Raw genomic sequence first — 22,212 nt, 5'->3', positions numbered from 1 at the left:
TGGCCGGCCGGTCGTGTTCAGGGGTGGGGAGAAGAGCGCCGATCACCCCATGGTGTCGGCGGCGATGATGAGTGGCGGCCCCATGGCCGCCCGGAAGGTGTCAGGCAGCGCGGGTGCGCGCCGGAGGTCTGGGCCCGCCGACCGTCGTTCCGGCCGCCTTGGCGAGGCGCTCGGCCTTCGCCGGGTCCTCCCGGAAGAGACGGCCCTGCTCGGTCATGTTCCATCCTTCCGCCGAGAAGGGGTTCGACCCGCCGCCCGTGCCGCCGCGGTTGCCCTGGCTCCCGGCGCCCTGTGAGGTCGGCCACCAGTGGGGGCGGCGCTCCTTCATGTCCGAGAGCCACGCCTCCGGCTTCAGGCCGGGCGTGACCCCGACGCCATCCTTGGTCTGGACCGTGCCGTCCTCGGCGATCTCGAAGATGCGGTCCCCGTAGAGCAGGACATCGTCCAGGGCGCTGTCGATCACCTTGGCGCGGGCTGCCGCCGCCCGGACCTCGTCGGCGATGGTGCGCCCGCGCAGCGTGCCTTGGGTCTCGTCACGCTCGCGCTCCGCGCCCTCGGCGCGCTCCCGCAGCTGCTTGATCTCGCGCTCCAGCGGCGCCTTGATCGCGCTCTCGCGGCGCTCGATCTCCTTCTGCACCCGCTGCTCGATCGCGGCCGCGCCCTGGTCGCCGTTGGTGTCGTCGAGGCGGTGCAGCTTGCCCTGCACCTCGTCCCAGTCGCCGAGTTCGCTGACGCGGTCCACGATCTCGCGGGCGCGGGCCGGATCCAGGTCGCCGAAGGCGCGGAGCTTCTCCTTCGTGGCACGGTGGTCGTTGCGCTCCTTCGTGAGCGCACCATTCAGCCGGGTCACGTCGTCCTGGCTGGCCGAGCCCTCCACTTCGAGCGTGAGATGCCATGCGCCATCCCGCTCCTCGTAAAAGTCCCGGACCTCGGACGGGATCGCGTCCTCGATCTCGTACGTCTTCCTGATCTTCATGGTGGACTCCGATGGCTGCGCCCCATGGCGCAGGGGCCGGACGCGCCTCATGGTGGCCGGCCGGTGACCGCGGCTCGAACCGCGGAATTCAGGTGGTGGCGGCCGTCTCCGAGGGCCCTAACTTCTTCGGCAGGCAAGGAGACGGAAGATGTCTCAGACGAATGCCGACGCGACGGCCAAGATTACGTCCGCCATGTTCTCTCGGCTGCTCGCGAAGCTCACCGAGAAGGGTATTCTCGACAGAGTCGACGTTGAACAAATATTGGCAGAGGCCACCAAGGTCTCGCAGGAAGACGCCAAGCCACTGGTCTTTGATGAGCATGGCGAGGAGTACGTGAGCGCGTTCAGCGGCGTCTAGCCGTTCGCCACGATCGTCGTCCGGCCCTTCACCAGGCAGATCGCGCACACCTCGAAGAACGTGCCGCCAACCATGCGGCCCGACTTCAGGCTGACGAACCCGCCCTTGCGCACCTTCATCGTCATGGTGCTCGCCACGCCTTCGATGGCCTCGCAGGTCCGGCACTCCCATTGGAGGTGCTGGATCGGGCGTTCGGGCTTTCCGGCGCGGCGGGTGTCAGCCATGCCGCGAGGCTATTCGGCGTCGGCCTGATTGCAAAGCCAGACCTGCGCTCGTGCCAGCAGCGCGATGGCCCTGTCGCTGTCGCCGATCGAACTAGCGACGTAGAGCTTCCCGCCTTGATCAAAGCCGACGACGATCGCGGGATTGATCTTGCCAACGGCTGCCGCCAGCACCTTCTCCGGCGACATGTCGGCCGTGGTCGGCCCCGGAAACGACGCCAAGTCGCTCATGCCGCCAGCCCCGCCCGCCGGAAAGCCCCGCGCTCGCGCCGCCGCAACTGCTCGATGGTGTACTCCTTCCCCTTCCGGTCCACGAACCGGTCGAGAGTCAGCCCGCCATCCCGGAACAGCTTGCCCTTCGTGACGCCGAGCACGTCATTCTGGAATGTCGCGGGCTTCTTGCGCAGCCAGTCCTGGTAGGTCTGATCCGCCGGCACCTGCCCATCCATGCTCGCCCGGGTGCCGGCCGGGATCTCGTCCAGGTCGATGCCGAGGTCACGCCAGGACTTCGTAACCGGCGCCATGACGCTCCGGCAGTTCCAGTGCGCGGGCGGGCGCGGACCCTTGCCGACCTCGAAGACCTTCCCGTCGCGGGCGCGGCACACCGCCGTCGTGCGGCTGTCGAGCGTGCTCAACCACTTCACCTTGTCGATCAGGTCGGAGTTCGCCGCGTAGGTGACCTCCGACGCCCCGTTGGCGATATGCGCGACCGCGGTCCGCACCACCGCCTCGGCGTCGCGGCGGCTGATCTCCAGCACGCCGTCCTTGTAGCCCATAGCCGCCGTGCCGCGGACGCGCCGCACGATCTGGTCGACGCTCTCTCCCTCGACCATCCCGATTTGGATGGCATCGCGCACCTTGGCATAGCGGCCGTCTTCCAGGTTCTGCGCCCACTCGCGAAGGAGCCGGCCCTGGAATGGCCGCTTCATCACGATGGCCTGCAGCTGCTCGGCCGTCGGCGTGACGATGTCGAAGCGGATCGGCAGGGCATCGGTGATCGCACCGACCTGGAACTCCGCCTCGTACTCGGCGAGGTCGAGCCCCTCCTTGAGCAGCAGCGCTTGGATTCGCTGGTAGACCGCGGCGTTGAGGCCGCGGATCGCGTCGAGGAGAGCCTTGAGCCGCTCGGTGGTGAAGTCGTCCCCGAACGAGCCCGGCGCCACGACGTCGAGGCGCCGCCGGATCTGCTCCTCGATGTCGCCGTCGGTCCGGTTCAGCAGCGCCAGGATCCGCTTCAGGATCCCGCTGCCGAGCCGCTGCAGGCCGATGGCGTGGCTGACCTGGGCGTCCGCGAGCTGCTCGTTGACGGTGGGCATCAGCCGTGCCCCACGCCGCCGCCCGCAAGCCACGAGCCGTCGAGGAACAGGATCGCAAGGAACACGGCCGGGATCGCGCCCCAGCCGCCGACGCAGTCAGACATCGCAACCCTAATACCCGTAAGGGAGATCCACGCCGGTTTTCTTCTTGTACTCTTTCAGCAACCGGCTGCGCATGACGAAGCGATTGCGGTGCGACATCTTTGGCAGCATGTCGACTTCGTCGGGAAAGTACTCGCGCAGCTTTTCCGTCGTCTCGGCGTAGGTCTTCTCCGCCGCAGCGGCCTCGGCGCGAGAGCGGACCAAGTCCCGCTCATGCTCGGCCGTGCCGTTCATCTCCCGGGCGATATCGTGCTCGGACAGCCCCTGCGCCCGGAAGGCCCTCTCGGCAGCCGCGCGAGCCTTGTGGTAGGGCGCGTCCGCGGGCCGATCGAGCGTGACCATATAAGTGTCGCCGCCATGGTCCTCGACGGTGAGGCTGCGCAGCGTCTTGACGTGCTTGGTCAGGGCCTCGCGGAGCGCGCTATCCTCGACGTGCCCGAGTTCGCCCCGCATGAACGAGGGCCGGTTGCGACCGGACTGCGCATCGGTCAGCAAATCCTCGACGAGTGCCGCCTGGTCGACACGGCCGCGGTTGTCGAACGGCAGCTCGGCGGACACCACGATCTGGTCCGACCGCGCCTTGCCGGCCTGCCGCTCCAGATGCGCCTCGAACTCCTCGGTGTCATGCCGACCGGGGTCGTGGATCTCGTCATGGGAGACCGTGTAGGGCGTGCCGAGGTGCGGAGTGGAGAGGGCCTCGCCGGCACCGCCATCCCGGAACTGGATCTCGCCCGCCTTGAAGCGCTGCGCCAGCGCGCGGAGCAGCGCTTGCGGGTCGTCGGCTCGGGCGAGCACATCGCCGATCGTGCGGCCGTGCAGACGGCGCGCCGAACCCTGCAGCGCCTCGATGACATCGGAGCCGGTCAGCCCGGTCGTCTTCGTCGGGCGGTGGTCGCCGCCGCCCTTGCTCGCGAACAGCCCACCCGTCCCGCGAGGGTGCAGATCCTCATCGAACGACGCGAGGCCGCGGCCCAGCGCCAGGCGGGCGCTCATGTCGCCTTTGGCTCCGACCGCAGCAGCTCGGGCGCGAACAGGTCGGCGAGATCCTGGTCCGTCACATCGACGCCGCCGTCGGCGCCCATGCCATGTCCGGCCCCGCCCAACGCCGAGCCGGGCGTCGGCCCCTCCTCGCCGATCTCGCCCTCCTCCTCCTCGAAGGAGCGCGTCGTGAGGTCGTTCGTGCGCATCCAGTCGTGGATGGACCTGATCGACCACGGCGCGCCCATGCTCTTCGCCTGCATGGCGTAGAGGAGATCCTGCGCGGTCAGCGCGGCGCCACCGAAGTCGAGGTTGGGCGTGACCTTCACCTCGTCCGGGTTCGCGCCCTTCAGGACCGCAGCGAGCTTCAGGATGCGCTCCAGCCCCTGAGCGCCGGCGAGCGCCACCGTGGTGAGGGTCGCGGTCCGGGCGGCCACCCGAATATCGAGGGCGTCGCCCGACTCGGCGGCCTTGCCCCGATCGAGGATCTGCGCGCCCATCTCCGCGGCGGCGCGCTTGTCGTTCTCGATCGCCTCCTTCTGCGCGGCGAGCCCGGCCGCCGAGACACCGATGAACTTGGCGTCGCCGCCGATGTCGAGGTCGATGCGGCCGTTCGCGCCGAGCAGCAGGGGACGGCCCTTCACGGCCTCGCCCGCCGCGGCGTAGCCGGTGTCCTGCTTCGCGCCGATCGTGACCAGCGTGTCCTGGCCCTGCATGTGCAGGGCATGGCGGTAGTCGGCCTCGCCGCGGTAGATCGCCAGCGCCATGCGCGCGACCCGCAAGAGCGGCGGCTGGTCGGGATCCCACTGCAGATCCTTCGCGCCAATCGTCACGAAGGGGATCTCGGGGAGGCCGCGGCCGGCGATCTGCACCTCGGCGAAAGGCAGCGCTTCGGCATCGGCATCGGTCGCGGTGGCCGCCACGTAGCCCCGGTCCGGTCCGGCCGGCGGCAGCGCGCCCGCATCCTCCGCGAGCCCGCGCACCGCGGCGAAGCGAACATCGCCGAGGACGAGGTACCGGGTCTGCTCCTCCCAGGAGAGATCGGGCTGCAGCTCCTGCGCCGTCTCGTTGAGCACGGCGAACAGCAGCCGACCAGGCTCCGCCACCCGGTCGACGCCCCAGTTCAGGATCGCCTCGGCCGCGTAGGTCGAGAGATAGGGCAGCGCGGTCGGGCCCTGCTCGCCGCGGACGTCGAGGAGGAGGCCGATGCGGCCCTTCAGCAGCTGCTCCTCGTTGACCCGCCTCAGCAGGGTCGCGAGGCTCTCGCGGTCCTGGGTGGCGTCCTCCCGCAGCGGCTCCAGCACATCCGGCAGCAGGATCGTCGGCGGCTTGGCGTGCATGATGCCGACGAGCGCCTCGGCCGAGGCCTGCACGAGCTCGTGGAAGACGGCGCGGGCGAGGTAGGCCCGGTACTGCGCCGCCCCGGGGTTCTCCGCGATGATCGCGCTCGCGATCTCCACGTGCCCGCGTTCGTCGGGCTCGGTGAACAGGCCGGATCCGCCCGAGAAGCCGGCTGCGACCATGCCGGAAGTCGCCGGCAGGTAGACCGTGCCGCGCTCCTTCACGCGGCGCTCGCCGGCGTGGGTGTCGGCCATGACCTCCCAATCGGGCGCCCGCTGGATGTAGGCGGGGTGCCGGGTGTCGAGCGCCATCAGTAGAGCCCGACCGTCACGCCGGTGCGCGTCGTGCGATCCGCCACCGGGAATTCGGCGGCGACCATGTAGCCGAGCGCGTCCGACAGGTGAGACAGCATCGGGTCCGCCTTCTTGTCGATCTCGCCCGAGCCGCCCTTGAGGAGGCGGACGCCTTCGAGGTCCTTGACCACGTGAGGAGCGTGGACCGGGTCAACCATCAGCCGCACGGTGCCGTCGCCGGCCTTGAGTCGCGTGTTCACGGCGTTGATGCGGGCGCGCTCCGGCGGGTTGGCCCGCGGCACCGCCACCACGAGCCGGTCGCGGAAGACGGGCCGGAGCGCCGTGGCGACCAGGTCCCAGTCCGAGCCCGCCACCTTCGCGGTGCCGCGACTGCCGCCCGTGGCATCGCCGTAGAGCACCACCCTCCCCTGGTGACGGCCCCAGTCGAGGATCAAGCGACTGCAGACCGCGGGCGTGTTGGAGTTGCGCGGGATGTGCACCTCCCCGATCACGCCGGTGCCCTGTTGGCCGTTCGGGAGCCGCTGCTCCTGGCAGATCACCGCGACGCCCGGGTCCACGTTGAAGTCGAGGCAGATCGCGATCGGGCGGGTCGGGTCGTAGGTGAGGCGCCGACAGTGCGTGGCCTCGGTGAAGGGGTAGTAGGCCCGGCCCTCGAAGTTGACGAAGGAGGCCTCGTACTCCTGGCGGAAGGTCAGCTCGTCGAGGTCGCGGCGGGCGGAAGCGATCTCCTCCGGCGGGAGGATGTCGGCGGACGGCCACGTGAAGCCGGCCCACTCGGGGTCCTCGCCGGAGATCGCCCGCCTCCACATGTCGTAGTAGTGGTTCCGCCCCTCCGGCACACCGATGAGCCAGCACCAGCCCCGGCGGTCGGACAGCGCTGGTCGGATGTTCTCCGGCCACGCGCTCGGCTTGACGTTGGCGACCTCGTCGATGACCCCGCCATTCCAGGAGCGGCCCTCCATGCGCTGCGGCTTGTCGAGGCCGATGACCCAGATCTCCGTACCGGTGACGAGCCGGACCATCAGCTCGCCGTCGCGGGTATCGCGCACGAGCCAGGGCGGCAGGAGCGCCTTCAGGTCCTGCCAGAAGATCGCCTTTGCCTGATCCCGGGTCGGCGCCGACAGGAAGAACCGCGCGTCGGCGTACCCCGTCTCGCGGATCGCCCGCCGGACGAGACTCCGCTTCGCGCGCTCTGTCTTGCCGGAGCGCCGGCCCGCCGGCACGACGCAGAACCGTGCCGGCGAGGTGATCAGCCGACGCTGCTCAGGATGCGCCCGCAGCGGATACCACCGCGGCGTCAGGAGGCTCACGCGTCCCCGCCCTCGCCTTCCTCGATCGCATTAGCTCGCGCGAGCGCCTCGCGGATCTTGCGGGCGACGTCGTCGGCCGTCTCGGAGCCCTGGGGCGGGACCGGTGCCAGCCGCGGGTGCATGTACGGCGCAGCATCCTTCGCGACAGACGCCGCGGCCACCATCGCTTCGGACGCGACCTTCGCCATCATCCCATCGCCCTTCGCGATCTCGGATCGGGCGAGGGCGTGGTGGAAGCGCATCGCCTCGAGCATCACACTCAAGGGCGTCAGGCCGCTCGCGCTGGCGAGGTCGGCGATCGCCCGCGTCTTGCGCGTCGCGGAGCCAGGTTTGCGGCCAGCGCCCACGCGCCTGCCACCGCGGGCCATTCTGAATTCCTATGATTGTTTTCAAAGCCGGCGAACTGCGCGCTCAGCCTCGGTCAGCTCGCTGTCGGGCACCAAGCCGGAGAACTCTTCGTCCGTGGCCTTGAGGTATCGGATGGGCGCACTGGCCTGCGCGATCGTCTCCAGCACGAAGGGCGGCAGGTACGGTGCCGCCAGGATCAGAGCTTCGACGTGTATGCCGCGCCAGAGGCCGAGCAGCGTTCGGTAGTAGAGCAGTTGGCCGACGCCCCCCATGATGTCGGACAGCGACGACGTGACCTTGGCCTCCAGGATGGAGCAATGATCGTCCCCGTGCCACAACACCGCGTCGATGCGGGGCAATCCGAGACTGGTGGGCGCGTTGCGGAGACCCGCTGGCGCGATGCGATACTCCAGATCAGCACGGACCACCACGGGAAGCTCAAGCAGGTCAAGCCATTGCGGACGCGCGGCGACCAGGTCCCGCGTCCACTGCCGTTCCGACGTAGCGAGCCGCGCACCGCGGCGCGTTCGAAGCGTGCCGCTCTTGCCGATTGCCACCTCGCGGACATCGATGACCGGATGCTGCATACGGCGTCTCCGATCAGAGCTTAGGATGAACCGGCCCTGGCCCATTGGAACGAGTCGCGCGCGGCCGAGCCTTAACGCGTTCCGGCTTCGTCATTCTGAAGAAGCTCTCTGGATGGGGACGCCCTGACGCGACGCAGCGGAAGGGTCCGGCTCCCTTGATCGAGCTGATCCCTCCAACAGGCTTGATCACAGGCATGGGCAGCGAACCGACCACATCGAGAGATAGCCGCCGAGACGCTCGCGATGAGCGAGAATTTCGGACGCAGTCCTCCCATCGCGGCGCACGGGGCTTCCGGGCCTGGGCCACACTGGAGATGCACGCGGGAACCGCGGATCACACGCAGTGTGGGCGTCCATAATCAACCATAGCGCTATTAAGCGACTGACGCAACGAACATGTACGATAGCACGCTGACAGCGCTCATTCGAAGTCGGCGATGCCATTCTAGCAATCCCGCCAACTCGCATAAGGGCGACCTATGGAACCAACTCACATCTTGGTCTCAGTTCGAGGGCGAGACATGAAGGATCATGGGCCGGCTCCGAGGTTAAGGCGGCAAGCTGGTCAGACATGGATAACGACGCAAACGCTGTGGCTCCTGGCGGCCAGAAATAAAAGGCCCTTGCGATCAGCCGTCACTATATTGCAGATATCTGTCTACACGCTCGTGTCTCAGGTAATAGGAAGACAATTACTAGAAATTTTGCTGAATATCTAGTACGATGCGCAACGCTGACTGACATCCGGGCCATCTCGGACGTGCGCCCTGCCTACGGCTATCGGCGCCTAAAAGCGATCCTGAACCGAACGCGGCGCGGGACTGGCTAGACTGCGCTGAACCACAAGCGCGTGTTCCGCCTCCTGAGGAAGGACAACCTCCTGCCTCAGCTCCACGCGGGCGAACGGCCCGTTCGCACCCACAACGGCCGTGTGATCGCTCCCGGCTCTAATCAGCGCTGGTCATCGGACGCGCCGGAGATCAGGTGCTTGAATGGCAAGGTGGTGCGAGTGGCCTTTGCCTTCGACACCCACGACCGCAAGGTCCTGACCTTTGTCGCCTTGCCGGGCGGGACTCGCCGGGCGGGATCAGCGGTCAAATGATGCGCGACTTGATGCTGGCCTGCATGGAGGCCTGCTTTTGCGGCCTGCGCGCACCCCATCCCGTGCAGTGGCTGGCCGACAACGGCTCAGCGTACACGGCAGCCGAGACCCCTCCTCCGCGGCAGCGCTGGGCCTCGTGCCCTGGTTCACGCCCGTGTACAGCCGCGAAAGCAACGGAGTGAGCGAAGCGTTCGTCAAGACGCTGAAGCGCAACTACGCTCGCATGCAGCCTCGCCCCAACGCCGACACCGTGCTGGCGTGCCTAGGCATCGGGATTGGTGAATATAACGAACATCTTCCCCCGAGAGCTCGGCAAGCGCTCGCCCCGCGAGTTCATCCGTGCTCAAACCCAACATGCCTCGTGTCCGGTGACGGAGGCAACTCCAGGGGCCCTCCGGGCGAGTGGCGAGCCCACGACGCCCTGGGCTACCCGGGTAGGCAAGGGCCACTGACAGCGTCGGTTGCCGAAACCCTGGTCGCGGCACGGAAACAGCCCAAACTGGCGCGGCACCAAGCAACGCGACTGGATTGCGGGGGCCGAGTTGCCTTTCTGCAGAAACGATGATCGTTGTGGATATGCTGCTACAGAGTAGCGCCATCGACCTCGGATAAGCTCTACATCTAAGGTTGCAGCCCAAGCGAACGCGAGAGTCGCGTCGGGGGGACAAAGGTGGTTTCATGCCGGACGTGTTGGTCGGTCTCGTCGATAGCGAGGAGCTGCAGAGAGTTTATAATCTCAAGTCCAAGGCGTACGACGAGAAGACTGTCGGGGCAACTAGCGCAGAAGCGTTGGAGCTCAAGGTCGCCGGCGAGAAGGCTGATGGTTGGGAGGTGCTTCGCGAAAACGCGAGATCTGTGCGCCTCTACAAAAAAAAGCCTGTTGACCGCCAGCTCGAAGACGACATCTGGTGCATGCTGTACCGGATGGGCTTCAAAACTCTCAACGAGGGGCGCCAGTTCCTCATCCAGACGGGACCAAATGCCCCGGCGCGCCAGTTGGACGTGTTCGCTAAGGATGATGAGACCGCGCTGATCGTCGAATGCACCCACTCCAAGGAGGCGGGGTCCAAGTCGGTCAAGGCACTCATCGACAAGATCTGCGGGTTCCGGCAGGAGGTCATCAATGCCGTTCACAAGCAATTCGGCAAAGACCCGAAACTAAAGGTAAAATTTGCTATTGCTACCCGGAACGTTGATTGGCGGAAGGCCGACCGAGACCGTGCGACCGAAAACAACATAGGAATCATCGATGATGCTGACTTCGAATATTATGCAAAACTTACCGGACTACTGAAGTACGCTGCTCGCTATCAGTTTCTTGGGAGATACTTCTTTGGAGAAAAGGTCGAAGGGCTTCGGACGCAAGTCCCAGCCACCAAAGGGTTCATGGGCGGGGCGACCTTCTACAATTTCCTAATCTCTCCGCACGATCTTCTCAAGATATCCTACATCAGCCATCGTTCGGCGGTTTCAAACGACGACTTCGAAACCTACCAACGAATGGTGAAGGCCCCACGGCTGAAGGCAATTGGCGCCTACATCGATGAGGGCGGCAAATTTCCGACCAACATCGTCATCAACCTAAAGGTCGATGGCAAGCTCAACTTCGATCCCAAGGAAAAATTCGACGACACTTCCACTGGGATCCTGACCCTACCCGGCAAGTATGGGTCGGCTTGGGTGATCGACGGCCAGCACAGGCTCTACGGATACGCGCACGCCAGCCGCGAACCTGAGAACGACAAGTCAGTCATCACGGTCTTGGCGTACGAGAACCTACCTATTAAGGACGAGATCAAGCTGTTCGTCGACATCAACACTCAGCAAGTACGGGTCCAGCGCTCGCTCGTCGAGGAGATCATATCCGGCCTGAACATCGAGGATCCAGATCCCAAGCGGCAGCTCGACGCCCTCCTCGCCCGGATCGCCCTTCAGCTGAACAAGGACAAACGGTCGCCGATCAAGGGGCGGATCGCCACTACCGGCCAGGAGCGGACGTCGTTCAGGTGCCTCTCGCTCCCGTCGATCTCCGACGGCATGGGCAACCAGTCTTTGCTGGGAACTATCCACCGGCAGACCGCGAGCATCAAGGCGGGGCGCCTTTCCGACGCTTCCGGTGATCCGAAAGCCTCCATGGAGAAGGCTGTTAAGACTGTCTCCCTTTACCTGAACCTGTTTGCTTCCCAGTTGCCCTCGCACTGGGAGCTGGGGGATTCAAAGGGCGGGTTCCTCTGCACCAACAACGGCATCCGGGCGCTCCTGCAGATGCTCCGCAGGCTCATGGCCTTTGCGGAGCACAAGGAAGGGACCAACTGCGAGAGCCTGGACGCTCAGGACATCATCGAGCTCGTCGAGCCCTACGTCCAACCGGTCGTTGACTTCTTCAAGACGGCCGACGCGGGCAGCATCAGCCGCTTCCGCAACCGCGGCAGTTCGCTGCAGAGCGTCGACCAGAACTGCTTCCAGATGATGAGCCTAATCCACGAGGCAAAGGACGATTTTCGACTGCCTGAGGTCGTGGCCTACATGGCGAGCCGCGATGTGGAGGGCACGAAGGAAGCCAAGGACATGATCGATGAGATGAACAAGATCATCTACGATGATGTGCTGGAACGTCTTCAAACCAAGTACGGCTTGGCAAAGGATAAATGGTGGCTACAGGGCGTGCCGTCGTCGATCCGAAAAGACTGTGACGCTCGCTACAACGACCAGCAAGGGGAGCACGATCGCTGGCAATTCCTAACGTTCGCGAACTACTCCGATATCGTGATCTACGGTGAGAACTGGGACCTTTTCAAGGACCACTACAACTTCATGGGGAAGGGTAAGAAGGCGACGCTGGTCCGCTGGCTCGGACGCCTGAATAAGGCCCGCACGGTTACCCACCACGCCGAGAAGGGGCCACTCTCCAAGGTCGACGTCGATTTTGTGCGGGAAGTCTATGCCCTAGTGAAGAAGCACATCGGCGAGGGTGAGAAGCTTGTGACGGGCAAGCGCTATCTCAGCGAGCCCGCCCCGGATCCCTCCCCCGACGAGGTCGCCGCGCCCTCGGCCGCGGCGGAGTGAGGGTCGGTCAGCCGCAGAGCTGGCGGAACAACTCCGCCAGCTTCTTCGCTTGCTCTCTGTTCGTGACCGTCTTTGTGATTAGCGCGAGGGCCTCGTCGAGCGCGATCACCGACGCGCCGGCGGCAGGACGAATCGCGCCCAAGTCGGAGGCGGCTCGATCAAGCCCGGCGGCCAAATCCGCGCGGTCGTTTTCTTCCGCTATCCCCTTCAGTTTGACCTGCGCCCGCAACACCGAAGAGCGAAGCCGTGAGGCCTCGGCCGGGTCGAAGGGCCTTTCCTCAGCTAGGCGAGCGTCGACCTCGGCGAGCACGTTCCGGATGATCTGCGCCGCGTTCCGGGACACGGAAGACGTGCGGCATCGGTGAGCGATCTGCGACGTGACCGGGCCGATCTGCGCGAGCAGGTTATAGGAGTGGTGGGTCACCTCGAAGTTATCACGCCGGGCATTAGGAACGATGCGGCGGTCCAGGACATGGATTTCGCCAATTGTCCAGCCGTTGAACCGAGTTTCCTTAAAGACGTCCTCGAAGAGATTGGCCTCGCCGATCTGGACGTCCCCGATCCGGCCACGGAGACCGCGCACGCCGAGGCCGATCGGAATGCTTCGGGTGTACTCGTGGTGTCCGAGCCATCCGACCGCTCCGACCTCGCCGTCGACGTCGGCAAACTCCAGCAGTTCGATGTTCTCTATCCGGAGCGGGGCAGTTGTCCCCGGGACCGTCATCTCGTCGAGATAGGGCCGGTAGATCGGCTCTCCTTGAATCGTGAGGTTGACAGGGGGGACCCGAGCCCCATGTCGCGCGAGGTGCGCGTCGATCTCTGTCGATGAGAAGCCGGGATTGAAGGGCACGGGACCGACCTGGCCGAGGTACTGCCCGATCAGCTTCTCGTTCAGGAGCATGTCCTGGCGATGCCGGGCGACGTCGCGCATGACTACCTCGAAGAAGTGGTCGTCGGGCTCGTAGGCCATCTCGTAGTGGATCGAGACTGCGTCGGCCACGATCCGCTGCAGATCGCCCCCGAACGTCCCGTCCGCGAGCCGGCTGCGGAGGAGCCGGCAGTCCCAGGTGACCGAGACAATCGAGGTCTCGCCCGCGGCCTTCGTGCGGAACTCCAACTCACGGCAATAGGCGAGGCCGGACAGGCGACCGACGCCCCGGAAGCCGCGCGCGGACGAGCCGCGCTTGGGCGAGCCGCCGATGGCCAGAAGCACCGGGACGGCTTCCTTCGGAGCGATGCCGATACCGTCGTCGCGGATGGTGACCGAGCGGGTGCTGTGGTCGATCTTGATGACGACGTCGCCCCTTTGATCGGGGGCCAGCAACCCGACCTTCCGGGCTGCGTCGATGGCGTCGGCGCTGTTCTGAAGGTACTCGCGGTAGATCGTGACCGGCGAGACGTACATTCCGGACGTGATGAGTTCTATGACGTCCTTCCCGATCCGGACGACGTCCTCCTCGACGCGCGTCGGGGTGTGAGCGGGGTCCCGCCCCTGAACAACGCTGGGCTTCATCAGGCGGCCTCCTTCGCCTGCCTCGGACGGCGGCGTGTCGTTTCGGGCGGTGAGGTCTCTGCCGGCAGGATGCCGTCATCGTCTAGGCCCGCGTCCTCCACGACCTCCTCGATAGTGAGGCGGATGTCGACCACGGGCTCGTTCTTCAGGCGCGACTTCTGCACTCGCCGTATCGCAAGTTCCCGGTCCTTCGGAAGGGGCGGGTAGAAGCGTGCGACGCGCGCGATGTTTGGCGGAAGGTCCCTCAGATCGCGGGCATACTCCGCCGGGTTGCGGTCCGATAGGAAGGTGAGAAGCTCCGTGCGCTCCGAGGACGAGAGCTTAGCGGACGCGGCCTGGAACTCGTTGAACTCGCCCTGGCCCTCGTACTTTTCGTAGTAGTGACGGTTGAAGATCATGTGGTGGGGGCGGGAGAGGATCTCCTCGAAGGCCTCGTGGCTGCCCCCGAACGCAGCCTTATAGAAGTCCGGTTCCCCCGAGACCACGCCATGCGTGGCCTGAAGCACCGTTTGGACAGAGCGCAGGTAGTACCGATTCCACTTGGCTCCGATGTGCGACCGGTCCGGCAGGTTCGTCGGCTGGTATCGCATCGGGAACGAGTAAATCCGGATGCCGAGTTCCTCGTTTAGGCGCACGTTCAGGAACATGCGCTCGAACAGGTCCTGCGGGCTGTCGTGGAAGTTGTAGAGCATGTAGTTCGACAGGTCGTTCAACCCGAACTCATGCGCGTATCGGACAGCCTTCTCGTAGGGATCCTTCAGACCGAGGTGATCGAACGCGATCCTGAGGGGGCTGAGGCAGATCGAAGACAGCTCGCGCAGGTACATCCTGTCCTTGCTCAGGATGCGAGCATCGACCCCTTGGTTGAAGTCAACCCGCCGCTGGGAAGGGACCCGCTCATCCTCTCGCTTGAGCTTCGCGCCCGGCAGGAAGCCCAGGTCGCGGATCTCGGCGATGATCTCCTTGAAGCGCGCCGAGGCGACAACGTTGTTGTCCATGAGGATGAGGTCGCGCTTCGGCCCGTATAGTGCGTCGACCCCGCGGACGAACTCCGTAAGCGGCGTTGCGTCCCGCTGTGCCCCCTCCAGCTTCGGCACACCGCAGAAGTGGCACTTCCGGATGCAGCCGCGGCTCGCATAGGCGAAGTAAGCGTCGCGGACCGGGTACTTGTAGCTCGACTGGTCGAGGATGTCGTAATCGGGGATGAGGTCCTCGATTGGCTTGCCCGCCGTGTCGTCGGCGTAGAAGTCGCCGTCGAAGGCGTCGAGATCGAGTGCGGTGGCGGGCGCCCTATCTAGAAGGCCCTTGATGAACCGGATTCCGCGCCACCTCGGCTCGGCCAAGAACCGCTCGTGCATCAGGGATGCAGCGATGCCGCCGACGAAGATCCGTTGCGTCTGTCCCTGGACGAGGTCGACCGCGAAATCAACGGTCTCCGCGATCGCCTTGAACTCGAACGAGAACAGCGTGGTGATGTATATGCGATCCCAGGCCGTCATCATGAGCGACCTGTCGACGCCCTTCACGAAATGGACTTGATCCTTCTTGCCATTCGGCCCATGATACTGGGCAATCTTCATCAGACCCAGCGGCGGGTACTTATTCCGGTACCCTGGCTCTAGGAGAAGAATTTTCTTGTTTGGCATTCAATCAGCGCTCCACGCGGCACCTTAGGCTCAATCGCGGTGCCGATCCAGCCGAACCTCTTCCATCGAGGCGCCGGTCCGGCGCCCTGTCCCCAACGTTTAGAAACCGCCGCAAGCCGAAGCTCAAGTGCGTACCAACCCCAGGCCAACTAGGCCAAAGGCTTCCCTGGCCGGTCGTGCCGCTGGCGACACAATCGAGGCTGTTTCGGAAAAAATCCTTGATGCGGAGGGGGCGCCAAACTCTCCCGGTGTTCCACATTGGGGCTTAGATGGCAGGCCCTTGCCGCGGCAACGCGAACTTTACAGTGTGCCGCCTTCACGCCGTCGCTGCCCAGGTTCCGGTAGGTGGCAGGCTCGCCGGCCGAGGTGTCAGGCGGCTACGGCGTCAGCGTGCCAAGACCTCTCGAGATAGCCCTCAACGACAAGGTACCGGTATCGCACCCGGAGCCCCTCGGTAACGCTCTGTCCTCCGGGTGAGGCGGTGCAGAGGCTTCGTGTCGAAGAGGCTAGGGGGGCGGACCAGCGCGCTCCGGGCCGTTTTAGCGGGACGCGGTCGGCGGCGCGCTGCTCAGTGCTCACCGCCATCGGGTCGCTACCTCGCCTGCAGGGCCTCCTCGACGAGTGCGGCGACCCACTGCCCGGCGGCTCGGGCCTGCTTCGACCGAGCCGCGAAGATACCGTGCGGAAGCATCCCGGCAACGAGACGACCAGTTCGCCGTCTGCGCGCAGGCGGACTATCACGACACGGTCCTCAACGTTGCTGGCCGGCCGCCCGGGCGGGCTCACCCCTTCAAGAGCGCGTACGATCTCTGGCGGATAGCTGTCGTCGTCGGGCATTCCGAAAGGATCGCGCCGACCCAGCCCGGGGGCAAGCTGGCCGGTCGTGCACAAGAGTGCCTATCGAACCGTCTGATCTGGCGCGGGATGATGAGGCAAACGGCGAAGGAGGTGAAGCCCTCGTAGATGCCCGCGATATCCGTGCGATGCTCGTAGCCGATGGGCAGGTGGCGAAAGCGGGCGAACCACGCGTACTTGCCTTACGCCTGTCCGCTCTCCCGAGAGCAACGGAGCGAACGAGGCTTTCGTGAAAACGCTTAAACGGGACTACCCCTGCATGCAGCCTTGCTTTAATGCCGCCACCGTGCTCGCGCGAACGGTCTTTGGAACACCGACTACGACAAGCGCCATCCACATCGAGGGCTGCGCACGCGCTCGCCTCACGAGTTTATCTGTGCTCAAAATCAGCTTGCATCGTGTCCGGTCGGATCACGGGCAACTTCAACATGGACGCTTGTAGGTCGGGCAGACGAGTGAATGAGAATCACAACAAAGGCAGAAACGCCAGAGGAATTTACGAAGCGTGCTGCCGGTCTGCTCGCGGCAAGCAGCACACACGTATATTTCGACACATCATTCCTAACGTGGCTGACTAGAGTCGGAAGCCAAGCGCGCTCGCAGTTCGTGGATTGGGCAAATACCCTTGATCAACGCACACATGTTCCCTTATGGTCAATGCATGAATATTACCGTCACCATGCCAACGGCACTCTTCGCTCGGAGCTGGTGAAACTGGCCGACGAGCTGACGGCTGCCGGTAAGGAATTTCAGAAAGAGGCGCGCAAGTACTTCGATCAGCCTTTTCTCCCCGGCCAGTCGGCGGCCGCCTACCAGGACTCACTTGGCAACGCCCTTGAAACGTTAAAGGAGCTGAGCGACGCCGCAAAGCGATGGAATTACGAGCAGTGCGCGATTGAGGTTCTCACTTGGATGAATTCTCGCGCTTGCCAAGCCCGAACTGTTTTCAGGTCTATGGCATCGCTAGGTGCAGTGGGAGCAGCTCGTTACACGCAAGACGTTCCACCAGGCTTCTTAGATCGAACGAAAGAGGACACTCCACTCAGAGGAAGCAATCGATACGGAGATCTGCTATTCTGGCAGGAGGTCGTAAAGCACGCGAAGAGCGTAGGTGCAGATGCGGTTGTCGTGGTGACACGCGACCGCAAAGAGGATTGGTTTGTAGGTGGCACTGAACCCGAGCTGGACCTCGCCTGGAAGCGGGTTCGAGCGAAGTGGCTCCCGGTACCAGATCCCCACCCAACACTCGCCTTCGAACTTATGACTGAAGCGAATGCCGAACTTCTTCTCCTCGATGAGCTGTATCTTGGTGCGCTTCTCTGGAAATTCGGTCGCCCGCGGTTTGAGCGGCTTGCAGCGGTCGCAATCTCTGTCGAGTCAGAACATTTCGAACGGGTAGATCCTCCCCCCCGTCCCATTAGCGTGCGCGCGCAGAAGCGGCGCGAGCAGGCCACGCTGGGCCTGTCCGACGCCAATCGCCTATTCGATGCAGCGCTCTCGACCCCGGCCGAGCGCGTTTCCGGACTTCTGGCTGACCTGGACCAAGACGCGCCAGAGATTGACGCTTTCATCGAGAAACTAGGGGTCGATACTCTCGCCCCGTTGAGCTTGCATGAGGCAGCGAACCTAACGAGGCTGCTGCACGATCAGGCTAGGGAGAAGACCGGTCCGGTAGTAGCCGCTACGAACAAGGTTTTAAACCTTCTTGATGAGATGACAGCAGACGTTGCGGCAGCAAGCTATATGGGCTTCCTTTGTTCCGCCTACCTCACCGACGGAACTCCTGTTGCTCGACCTAGAAGCCCCTTTCTTGAGGATATTTTTGATTGGCAAACCGACCCTGCAATGTATTGCGTGCTACGAAGTTTCGCATTCAAACTCAAGCGGCTTCGGTCCGCGGCACTTTATATTCCGAGCGGCAAACCCGAAGAGCTTGAAGCTCGATTCGAGCATAATGCCGAGCAGCAGCAGGACCCGATCGTCCTGACCCAAATCTACATCAAGCAGCACGGCTTACTCGTCGAAGGCGAGCTTCGGCCGGAATACCAGCTCCGGAAACTCGTTGGTTCGTCAAAAGCGACGGTTCGTGATCTAGCGAGAGTTGTCTCGCGCTTCTACGGCCTACCGTTCGCATCGCTCAACATTCGAGGCGGGGACGCCGACGACCTCCGCTTCATCCCGGACCTAGTGGGTCTGCGCGACCTTGGCCGCTTTGATCAAGCCGAGGCTCACACACCTCCGCTGATAAATTTAACCGACGAAGCAGCTGACGATGCTGACGACGATCGTAACGAAGATGAAGAGGACGACGAGCTCGTCGAGGAGGAGTGATGGCCACTGAAAACGTACCGTTCAAACCTCACTTCGGCGCCTTCGTTCTGGAAACACTCACGCTTGGCATGTACGGTGAGTCTCGAAACGCCATACGCGAGTACATTCAGAATGGATTCGATTCGCTTCGCCAGGCAGTCGCGGACCACCTGATCTCTGACACAGAGGCTAAGATCGAAATCGTCCTCGATGATGACCTGAACGGCCTTACGATACGGGACAACGGCGGTGGATTACGCACTGAGAACGCCGTGTCAGTTCTGGCTTCGGTTGGCGCGTCGAATAAAGATTACCGGCGCAACGCGGGCTTTCGCGGCATTGGTCGGCTTGCCGGGATTGTCTTCTGCGACACGCTGAGCTTCACGACGAAAGCTGTGGGACAGACCCGTAGGACCGTAGTCACGTTCGACGCAAGAAAATTGCGCGAGAAGATGTCCCCCGAGGCGTCAACTGAAGCGGACGCAGCGCAGACCTTAGAGAGCTGCGTTACCGCTAAATATGAGGATGATCCGAATGCGATGCACCACTTTTTCGAAGTGAGTCTCCGAGGCTTCTTCAATCCCCCTCTCGAATGCAGGAGTCGCGAAGCTTTGAAGACCTTTGTGAGCCAGGTCTCGCCATTACCTTACAGCCCTGAATTCCCGCACGGCGACGCGATCTTGGAACGCGCGCGCGGTGACAATTTTCCAATCGAGTGGGTGCGCGTGTTCCTCCAAGGGGGTGATGCCGAGTTCGAGGAGCTCTTCAAACCCTATGGCAAAGACTTCGGAGTGAAGAATGAGCGCGTACCTATCACCATCGACTACGTCGCCTCTCCGAGAGGAAAATGGTGGGGCTGGGTCGGGCGGAAGCGGGTATCCGGCGCCATCAAGGACGTCAGCTCCAAAGGGATTAGGGTGCGCGTGCGGAACATCCAGATCGACGGCACAGATATCATCCGGGATATCCTCGCCGTTTCTCACCTAGGCGGCAAACCTCGCACGTCGTATTCGCGGTTCGTTGATTGGTATGTCGGCGAAATCCACATTAGGCCGAACGCGGCCATACCAAATGCACGGCGTGACGGCTTCGAAGAAGATCCGTCGTGGCAGGCGATCCGCAACGAGCTCGACGAGCTCGTCGCCACGAAATATGGAAAGCTCGCCTACAAGACGTCAAAAGCCGATCAGTTGTCGATCGATAGCCTCAATAAGCGGCTGATCGATTTCCGGCGCACCGCAGATTCACTTGTGGCGCAAAGGCGTGCCGATTGGGATGTCGTTTCCCAAGCTATCTCGGAAGCCAATGAACTGCAGAACCGATTGAGCAAAGCTGTCAAAGTCGCCGACGAGGGCGAATTAGCATCGCTTCGAAGCATTGCTGAGACAGTTTCCGTGCTAAAAAAGGGATTAAACGGGCTTGCGGTAGATCCGCCAGCCCACAAAGGCTGCGAAGAAGAAGTAGCTGTTGCCATTTCGGATTTTACCCAGGAGCTTTATAGGGCCTTGAAACAACGTCTCTCCCCGGCGGATTGGCAACGAGCCCGAGATATTGTAAGAGAAATTTCCGGCGAGGATCCTAGCTAGTCCGGTAAGATTTCATTAGCGGACAGCCGGAGCATGATCCAGTCTACCAATGACTTAACTGCTGTCATGTTTGCGGAGCATTGGTGATGCGGTGTTCTCAGGCCTTGGCCGCGGGTGCGGCGCGATAGGCCCAGGCCAGCAGGTCATCGAGGCGGCTGTGGCTGCCCCCGCTCGGGATCGCGCCCGACCAGGATCCGATGCACCATCACCGCCTGCTCGCCCTCGCTGAGGATCTCCCGCCTGTGGCCGTGCGGGCGATCCACTAGCCCGGCCAGTCCCTCGGCACTGAACCGCATCACTGCGTCGCGCAGGGCCTGCCGCTCCATCCCGGCCGCCCGGGCTGCATCGGCGCGGCTCATGCCCTCCAGCGCGTTGGCCACAGCCAGGAGCCGCTGCATCGTGCGTCGGCGGGGCTCGCGCCGAGCCAGGCGGCGTAACTCTGTGGGGTTCGAAGGTCGGTGCGGATTATCAGGCCCGGTCGTGCCATGGCGGCCTCCTGCTGCGCGCGCACCAGGCAAGCACGGACGTATCTCACAACCAACTCACGTTCGAGTCACCGCCGAGGCGCGGCGGTATGACACAACAATGATCCGCTATTATCGGCAGCGCATTACTTTATTGCCCCTTTTGATTAGTTTTTAAAATTCTATCTTTTATTGCTTTGAAACGCAACGTCTCGTTGTCAATTTTAAACAAAAGATGATGCAATGTTGCAAAAATATTTCTGTATTGCAATGCTAAAGAACTACCCTTATCAGCGTCAGCACTCTCAGCAGAGTTGGCTATCGACGCAGATATTCTGCGAGAATAAACAACGGCCTCTTGTGCTCGGGTTAAGAGGGCAAAATGTTTTGTTATCGAACCTATAGCGAATGCCAATGCAAAAAAGAATAAAATCCAGAACCATGTATTTAAAGTTAAGGCCATAAAAACTGCCAAGCCAGCCGTTATAATATAGGAAAAAATTTGAAACTTGGAGTTTTGTATATTTAGCAAATACGTTTCTAAAAGCCCAATCGTGGAAATTCCTAAAAATATTGGCACGTTTTTATCAGGATTACTGCCATGCTTATATTCGGTTGCATTCATGATTAAGCATCTCGCCTCTTTGACATAGATTCGACTGCGTGTATTAACTGATTAAGAACTCGTTCAAATTCAATTTTTGCGGTATGTTCCTCGTACCAACCAGTAGGCTGGGCTATAATTTTTCCGGACGCAGTTTTCAGTGGCCCACGCGCAACGGAACAATATAAAATCTCTTGTGCCGGCACTCTCCCGCCTTCAACTCCAAATCTACCTCTGATAAAATTATTCACCTCAGTGGCATAAAGTCCCTCCGTATAATATAAAGCTGCGTCGTGTTTACGCTCAAACCACAAATCTTTTTTATTCACAAGAGTAATCAGCTTGAATTTCATGTCATAAGGTATCTGTTCGAGTACGAATTTTATGTATTCGATTTCCTGTTTCTTACTATATTCACAATATTCGCTAAACTCTTTTTCAGCATATTGAGCTTCCTCCCTCTCCGTTTGCGCCGAATATCCGAAACAGACACAATGAACGACTAGCAAGCGCCCTGAACCGTCGCGAGAAAACAAATCTTGCGCTTCAATTTTTAAAATGTTCGCTAATTTCGACAGCCACGCGTCCTGTGATGTCTCACTTAGCTCAGCCTTAAGTGCGTTCCTCCTGTAAATAGGATTGACAATCGACTGCAAATCGTCTAAGATCTCTGACTTTTGGAGTGCCATTTGCCCAGGTAAGGCAATCACGTTGAAGAAAAATCTCTTGCCGACAGATCCGTTTTCGCGACCTATCGACTGTATATACAAGGATGGATCTTGAATTTTCCTCTCTTTTATTGCCTTGATAAGTTCTGACTTTCCTGCTCCTCCTCTTCCACATATAATTATCGTTGGACTTCCATGTTTGTATGCCGAATAAAAATCGCTGAAAGGCCGATTAAGGAATTTTAATACTTTCAGTGCAAGGACTTTATCGATCATCGCCAGCGTTCGCCTATTGATCCATAAAAACAATTGTTGAACTCTGCCATAGGGATATATTGATAATGGAAGCGCCCAATCGTGTCAATTGCCCTCCATGCAATATAATCTCCGGCTCTTTGAAGGCATCTTTTCATTGATGGGCGATGCAGTCATAATTTGTCATTCGCTGGCGTGGAATTCCGTCGCTTTTCCCAATGTAATTTCATACATTTGCTAAAAATGATCGTCGATCTCCGAACATCGCATCGACCAAAATGTTCTAAACAAA

18 protein-coding genes are annotated in these 22,212 nt (G+C 62.0%); 4 read left to right on the top strand and 14 right to left on the bottom strand.

The window, feature by feature from the left end; translation table 11 throughout:
- Positions 1 to 100: 100 nt before the first annotated feature.
- The gene (locus ACW9J6_RS12055) at positions 101 to 976 is read right to left on the bottom strand and encodes a hypothetical protein (protein WP_457116711.1); all 876 of its coding nucleotides are present in this window, start codon (positions 974 to 976) and stop codon (positions 101 to 103) included.
- Between the two features lie 148 nt (positions 977 to 1,124).
- Between ACW9J6_RS12055 and ACW9J6_RS12050 the strand changes: the two genes are divergently transcribed.
- The gene (locus tag ACW9J6_RS12050) at positions 1,125 to 1,334 is read left to right on the top strand and encodes a hypothetical protein (protein WP_457116710.1); all 210 of its coding nucleotides are present in this window, start codon (positions 1,125 to 1,127) and stop codon (positions 1,332 to 1,334) included.
- Here the strand turns inward: ACW9J6_RS12050 and ACW9J6_RS12045 are convergent.
- From ACW9J6_RS12045 to ACW9J6_RS12010, 8 genes are all read right to left on the bottom strand, one after another.
- Positions 1,331 to 1,558, bottom strand: coding sequence for a hypothetical protein (locus tag ACW9J6_RS12045; protein WP_457116709.1), 228 nt, complete (start codon positions 1,556 to 1,558; stop codon positions 1,331 to 1,333). The genes ACW9J6_RS12050 and ACW9J6_RS12045 overlap by 4 nt on opposite strands.
- Positions 1,559 to 1,567: 9 nt before the next feature.
- Complete coding sequence (locus tag ACW9J6_RS12040; RefSeq protein ID WP_457116708.1) at positions 1,568 to 1,786, bottom strand: hypothetical protein; 219 nt, start codon at positions 1,784 to 1,786, stop codon at positions 1,568 to 1,570.
- Entirely contained in the window at positions 1,783 to 2,871 is a 1,089-nt protein-coding gene (locus ACW9J6_RS12035; protein WP_457116707.1) for a minor capsid protein, read from the bottom strand. Before ACW9J6_RS12035 ends, ACW9J6_RS12040 begins: the two co-directional genes overlap by 4 nt.
- 111 nt (positions 2,872 to 2,982) lie before the next feature.
- The gene (locus ACW9J6_RS12030; protein WP_457116706.1) at positions 2,983 to 3,966 is read right to left on the bottom strand and encodes a hypothetical protein; all 984 of its coding nucleotides are present in this window, start codon (positions 3,964 to 3,966) and stop codon (positions 2,983 to 2,985) included.
- Positions 3,963 to 5,603, bottom strand: coding sequence for a DUF4055 domain-containing protein (locus ACW9J6_RS12025; RefSeq protein ID WP_457116705.1), 1,641 nt, complete (start codon positions 5,601 to 5,603; stop codon positions 3,963 to 3,965). Before ACW9J6_RS12025 ends, ACW9J6_RS12030 begins: the two co-directional genes overlap by 4 nt.
- The gene (locus ACW9J6_RS12020) at positions 5,603 to 6,916 is read right to left on the bottom strand and encodes a terminase large subunit domain-containing protein (protein WP_457116704.1); all 1,314 of its coding nucleotides are present in this window, start codon (positions 6,914 to 6,916) and stop codon (positions 5,603 to 5,605) included. The genes ACW9J6_RS12025 and ACW9J6_RS12020 overlap by 1 nt, the downstream gene beginning before the upstream one ends.
- Positions 6,913 to 7,284 (bottom strand): hypothetical protein, encoded by a 372-nt coding sequence (locus tag ACW9J6_RS12015; RefSeq protein ID WP_457116703.1) that lies wholly within the window; start codon positions 7,282 to 7,284, stop codon positions 6,913 to 6,915. The genes ACW9J6_RS12020 and ACW9J6_RS12015 overlap by 4 nt, the downstream gene beginning before the upstream one ends.
- Before the next feature lie 21 nt (positions 7,285 to 7,305).
- Complete coding sequence (locus ACW9J6_RS12010) at positions 7,306 to 7,851, bottom strand: hypothetical protein (protein WP_457116702.1); 546 nt, start codon at positions 7,849 to 7,851, stop codon at positions 7,306 to 7,308.
- Positions 7,852 to 9,631: 1,780 nt separating this feature from the next.
- Here ACW9J6_RS12010 and ACW9J6_RS12005 point away from each other — a divergent pair.
- Positions 9,632 to 12,019, top strand: coding sequence for a DGQHR domain-containing protein (locus ACW9J6_RS12005; protein ID WP_457116701.1), 2,388 nt, complete (start codon positions 9,632 to 9,634; stop codon positions 12,017 to 12,019).
- Positions 12,020 to 12,026: 7 nt separating this feature from the next.
- Here ACW9J6_RS12005 and ACW9J6_RS12000 read toward each other — a convergent pair whose 3' ends face one another.
- Both ACW9J6_RS12000 and ACW9J6_RS11995 read right to left on the bottom strand, forming a co-directional pair.
- Entirely contained in the window at positions 12,027 to 13,532 is a 1,506-nt protein-coding gene (locus ACW9J6_RS12000; RefSeq protein ID WP_457116700.1) for an ATP-binding protein, read from the bottom strand.
- Positions 13,532 to 15,178, bottom strand: a complete 1,647-nt coding sequence (locus tag ACW9J6_RS11995) for a radical SAM protein (protein WP_457116699.1) — start codon at positions 15,176 to 15,178, stop codon at positions 13,532 to 13,534. The genes ACW9J6_RS12000 and ACW9J6_RS11995 overlap by 1 nt, the downstream gene beginning before the upstream one ends.
- 1,314 nt (positions 15,179 to 16,492) lie before the next feature.
- On the opposite strand from ACW9J6_RS11995, the gene ACW9J6_RS11990 reads away from it, so the two are divergent.
- Both ACW9J6_RS11990 and ACW9J6_RS11985 read left to right on the top strand, forming a co-directional pair.
- Positions 16,493 to 18,364, top strand: a complete 1,872-nt coding sequence (locus ACW9J6_RS11990; protein WP_457116698.1) for a PIN-like domain-containing protein — start codon at positions 16,493 to 16,495, stop codon at positions 18,362 to 18,364.
- Positions 18,364 to 19,929, top strand: a complete 1,566-nt coding sequence (locus ACW9J6_RS11985; RefSeq protein ID WP_457116697.1) for an ATP-binding protein — start codon at positions 18,364 to 18,366, stop codon at positions 19,927 to 19,929. Before ACW9J6_RS11990 ends, ACW9J6_RS11985 begins: the two co-directional genes overlap by 1 nt.
- A 143-nt stretch (positions 19,930 to 20,072) precedes the next feature.
- Here the strand turns inward: ACW9J6_RS11985 and ACW9J6_RS11980 are convergent, their stop codons facing one another.
- From ACW9J6_RS11980 to ACW9J6_RS11970, 3 genes are all read right to left on the bottom strand, one after another.
- Positions 20,073 to 20,327, bottom strand: a complete 255-nt coding sequence (locus ACW9J6_RS11980; RefSeq protein ID WP_457116696.1) for a helix-turn-helix domain-containing protein — start codon at positions 20,325 to 20,327, stop codon at positions 20,073 to 20,075.
- Between the two features lie 217 nt (positions 20,328 to 20,544).
- Positions 20,545 to 21,018 (bottom strand): hypothetical protein, encoded by a 474-nt coding sequence (locus ACW9J6_RS11975; protein WP_457116695.1) that lies wholly within the window; start codon positions 21,016 to 21,018, stop codon positions 20,545 to 20,547.
- A 2-nt stretch (positions 21,019 to 21,020) separates the two neighbouring features.
- Positions 21,021 to 21,941, bottom strand: coding sequence for a hypothetical protein (locus ACW9J6_RS11970; protein WP_457116694.1), 921 nt, complete (start codon positions 21,939 to 21,941; stop codon positions 21,021 to 21,023).
- Between the last annotated feature and the right edge of the window lie 271 nt (positions 21,942 to 22,212).

It is taken from the genome of Methylobacterium sp. JK268 (assembly GCF_054052225.1).
Note: the sequence above shows the minus strand (reverse complement) of the source record. Positions and strands in the feature narration are given on the sequence as shown.

Bases quoted from the DNA above. Each gene is read 5' to 3' on its own strand.
- ACW9J6_RS11975 (WP_457116695.1), bottom strand. From the start codon at position 21,018: ATGAATGCAACCGAATATAAGCATGGCAGTAATCCTGATAAAAACGTG.
- ACW9J6_RS12040 (WP_457116708.1), bottom strand. From the start codon at position 1,786: ATGAGCGACTTGGCGTCGTTTCCGGGGCCGACCACGGCCGACATGTCG.
- ACW9J6_RS12000 (WP_457116700.1), bottom strand. From the start codon at position 13,532: ATGAAGCCCAGCGTTGTTCAGGGGCGGGACCCCGCTCACACCCCGACG.
- ACW9J6_RS11980 (WP_457116696.1), bottom strand. From the start codon at position 20,327: ATGCAGCGGCTCCTGGCTGTGGCCAACGCGCTGGAGGGCATGAGCCGC.
- ACW9J6_RS11995 (WP_457116699.1), bottom strand. From the start codon at position 15,178: ATGCCAAACAAGAAAATTCTTCTCCTAGAGCCAGGGTACCGGAATAAG.
- ACW9J6_RS12010 (WP_457116702.1), bottom strand. From the start codon at position 7,851: ATGCAGCATCCGGTCATCGATGTCCGCGAGGTGGCAATCGGCAAGAGC.
- ACW9J6_RS12050 (WP_457116710.1), top strand. From the start codon at position 1,125: ATGTCTCAGACGAATGCCGACGCGACGGCCAAGATTACGTCCGCCATG.
- ACW9J6_RS12015 (WP_457116703.1), bottom strand. From the start codon at position 7,284: ATGGCCCGCGGTGGCAGGCGCGTGGGCGCTGGCCGCAAACCTGGCTCC.
- ACW9J6_RS12005 (WP_457116701.1), top strand. From the start codon at position 9,632: ATGCCGGACGTGTTGGTCGGTCTCGTCGATAGCGAGGAGCTGCAGAGA.
- ACW9J6_RS12030 (WP_457116706.1), bottom strand. From the start codon at position 3,966: ATGAGCGCCCGCCTGGCGCTGGGCCGCGGCCTCGCGTCGTTCGATGAG.
- ACW9J6_RS11985 (WP_457116697.1), top strand. From the start codon at position 18,364: ATGGCCACTGAAAACGTACCGTTCAAACCTCACTTCGGCGCCTTCGTT.
- ACW9J6_RS12055 (WP_457116711.1), bottom strand. From the start codon at position 976: ATGAAGATCAGGAAGACGTACGAGATCGAGGACGCGATCCCGTCCGAG.
- ACW9J6_RS12035 (WP_457116707.1), bottom strand. From the start codon at position 2,871: ATGCCCACCGTCAACGAGCAGCTCGCGGACGCCCAGGTCAGCCACGCC.
- ACW9J6_RS11970 (WP_457116694.1), bottom strand. From the start codon at position 21,941: ATGATCGATAAAGTCCTTGCACTGAAAGTATTAAAATTCCTTAATCGG.
- ACW9J6_RS12025 (WP_457116705.1), bottom strand. From the start codon at position 5,603: ATGGCGCTCGACACCCGGCACCCCGCCTACATCCAGCGGGCGCCCGAT.
- ACW9J6_RS11990 (WP_457116698.1), top strand. From the start codon at position 16,493: ATGAGAATCACAACAAAGGCAGAAACGCCAGAGGAATTTACGAAGCGT.
- ACW9J6_RS12045 (WP_457116709.1), bottom strand. From the start codon at position 1,558: ATGGCTGACACCCGCCGCGCCGGAAAGCCCGAACGCCCGATCCAGCAC.